Below are 3,146 nucleotides of genomic sequence, written 5' to 3'. Positions count from 1 at the left end.
ACTTTATCAATTGAAGCTTTAACTGAGAATGCTAAAAAGCTTGGAATACAATCTCTTGTACTTACGGATATTAATAATTCTATGGCTATTCCTGATTTTGTTAAATCGTGTAAAGAAAAAGGCATAAAGCCAATAGCTGGCATGGAATTTAGAAATAAAGATAACAGGTTTTTATATTTTGCAATAGCAAAAAACAACAAAGGTTTTAAAGAGCTTAATGATTTTATCAGCAATCACAACATTAACAAAACAGAGATTACAACAACTGAATTTACAGATGCTTATGTTATTTATCCTTTTGGTAGCAAAAAAATAAATGAACTAAAAGAAAATGAATTTATTGGGGTTAAACCCAAAGAAATAACAAAACTTATTTTCTCCGAATACAGGCAAAATCAATCAAAACTAATAATACAACAGCCTGTAAGCTTTAGAGATAACAATGATTTTGAACTTCACAAACATCTTAGAGCAATTGACAGAAACATTCTTTTGAGTCAATTAACTCAAGAACAACTTGCTTCCCCTGATGAAGTTATGCTTTCACAAGAGAAACTGTTAAAACTTTACAAAGATTATCCTCAAATAGTTAAAAACACAGAGAAACTTATAACTGAATGCAGTATAGACTTCGAATACAAATCAAATAAAAACAAAGCTACTTTTACAGGCAGTAAATATGACGATAAATTACTCCTTGAAAAACTTGCTTTTGATGGTTTGCTTTATCGCTATGAAAAAAATAATAAGGAAGCAATAAAACGTATAAAACATGAACTTAAATTAATTGATGAACTTAATTTTTCTGCATATTTTTTAATAGCATGGGATATTATTCGTTATTCAATGTCGCGAGGATTTTATCATGTAGGGCGAGGAAGCGGAGCAAATAGCATTGTTGCTTATTGCTTGAAAATCACAAATGTTGACCCGATAGAGTTAAACCTTTACTTTGAAAGATTTATAAACCCTAAACGTAGCAGTCCACCTGATTTTGATATTGATTATTCATGGAAAGAAAGAAATGAAGTAACAGATTATATTTTTAAACGATATGGGAAAGAACATACGGCTTTGTTAGGAGCAACAACAACTTTTAAAGGGCGATCTACTTTAAGGGAATTAGCTAAAATTTATGGTTTGCCTAAATCCGAAATTGACGCTCTTGTTAAAAACCCTGAAAGCGAAAAAAACAAAAACCATATTTCTGAAAAGATAATTAATATCGGTAAAATGATGTTAGGCTTTCCAAACATCCGTTCTATTCATGCAGGAGGAATTCTAATTTCGGAAAAGCCCCTCAGCTATTACACAGCAGTTGATATGCCTCCGAAAGGTTATCCTACAACACAATGGGATATGTACGTTGCAGAAAGTTTAGGATTTGAGAAATTTGACATACTCAGCCAGAGAGGGATAGGACATATTAACGATTGTGCAAACATTATCCTTGAAAATAAAAACATAAAAGTTGATGTTCACCAAATCAATAAATTTAAAGAAGACAAAAAGATAAAAGAACAATTAAAAAATGCTGAAACATGCGGTTGTTTTTACATTGAAAGTCCTGCTATGCGTGGATTGTTAAAAAAATTGAAATGTGATAATTACATAAGCCTTGTTGCGGCAAGTTCAATCATTCGCCCGGGAGTTGCCAAATCCGGCATGATGAAAGAATACATCTATCGTTTTCACAACCCCAACAATTTCAAATATATACACCCCATAATGGAAGAGGAATTAAAAGAAACCTATGGCGTTATGGTTTATCAGGAAGACGTTTTAAAAGTATGTCATCATTTTGCAGGACTTGACCTTGCCGATTCCGATGTATTACGCAGAGCTATGAGTGGTAAATTTCGCAGTAAAAAGGAATTTCAAAGAATAGTGGAAAAATTCTTTAATAACTGTAACGAGCGAGGCTATCCGCCAAAAATCACACAAGAAGTTTGGAGACAAATTGAATCATTCGGAGGATATTCTTTTTCAAAAGCACATTCTGCATCCTATGCCGTAGAAAGCCTGCAAAGCCTTTATCTAAAAACATATTTCCCTCTTGAATTTATGGTAGCTGTTATAAATAATTTCGGTGGTTTTTATCATACTTGGGTATATGTAAATGAAGCCCAGCGACAAGGGGCAAATATTGAATTACCATGCGTTAACAACAGTAGCTACCTTACAACAATCATCGACAAAAATATTTTTTTAGGCTTTATTCACATTGCCAATTTTGAAAAAAAACAGGCAGAAGCAATAGAGCAAGAACGAAAACAAAATGGAAAATTCCAGAGCCTAAAGGACTTTAGTGTACGTATTGACATAAAATTGGAACAAATTATTATTTTGATAAAAATAAATGCTTTTCGTTTTACAGCAAAAACTAAAGTAGAACTACTATGGGAAGCACATTTGTTATTAGGCAAAAAGGAAACACTCAAAAAACAGTCAATGCTATTTTATATGCCGTCAAAGAAATTTGAATTACCAAAACTTGAAACAGGAAAAATTGAAGATGCCTATGACGAGATAGAAATGTTAGGATTTACTGTAAGCCTTAGTTTCTTTGATTTACTCAAAACATCTTTCCGTGGAGAAATACAAGCAAAGGACCTTGACAAGAACGTTGGACGAAAAGTAAGAATGATAGGACGACTTGTTACCATAAAATACGTGAGAACCGTAAAAAAAGAAATAATGCATTTTGGAACTTTTGTTGATAAAAATGGAGTTTTTTTTGACACTACACATTTCCCTGATTCATTAAGAAAATATCCTTTCAGAGGCAGTGGAATGTATTTACTCCTTGGAAAAGTTGTTGAAGAATTCGGATATGCAAGCATTGAGGTTTACAAACAAGCAAAGCTACCGATTGTAGCTGATCCTCGTGAGAAGTAGATTTCTTTATGATGGTTATCGGTTTGGCTATGCGTATTACGAGTTTTCGAAGCTTTTCACTTTCGTTTTACTACTAAATTTCTTTACTTGCATAATCTTTCAATTTACGATGAACCCCGCATTACATATAGCCTTTGTTACCTCTCGTTTTTTATTTCATCTTCAATTTTCCTTTTAATATCACTAACAGATGGTAACTTCCCTTTTAATTTTTCAGGCAACTCTTTTGTCAATCTATATTCTGCAAC

General features: G+C 32.6%; 1 protein-coding gene. It reads left to right on the top strand.

Annotated elements, in window-relative coordinates; genetic code table 11:
- Positions 1 to 2,898 (top strand): DNA polymerase III subunit alpha (gene dnaE / locus U9R42_06615; GenBank protein MEA3495690.1); only part of this gene is annotated, 2,898 nt, incomplete at its 5' end.
- Positions 2,899 to 3,146 lie beyond the last annotated feature (248 nt).

Source organism: Bacteroidota bacterium, from assembly GCA_034723125.1.
In the GTDB taxonomy this organism is placed as follows: Bacteria; Bacteroidota; Bacteroidia; order CAILMK01; family JAAYUY01; genus JAYEOP01.
Note: the sequence above shows the minus strand (reverse complement) of the source record. Positions and strands in the feature narration are given on the sequence as shown.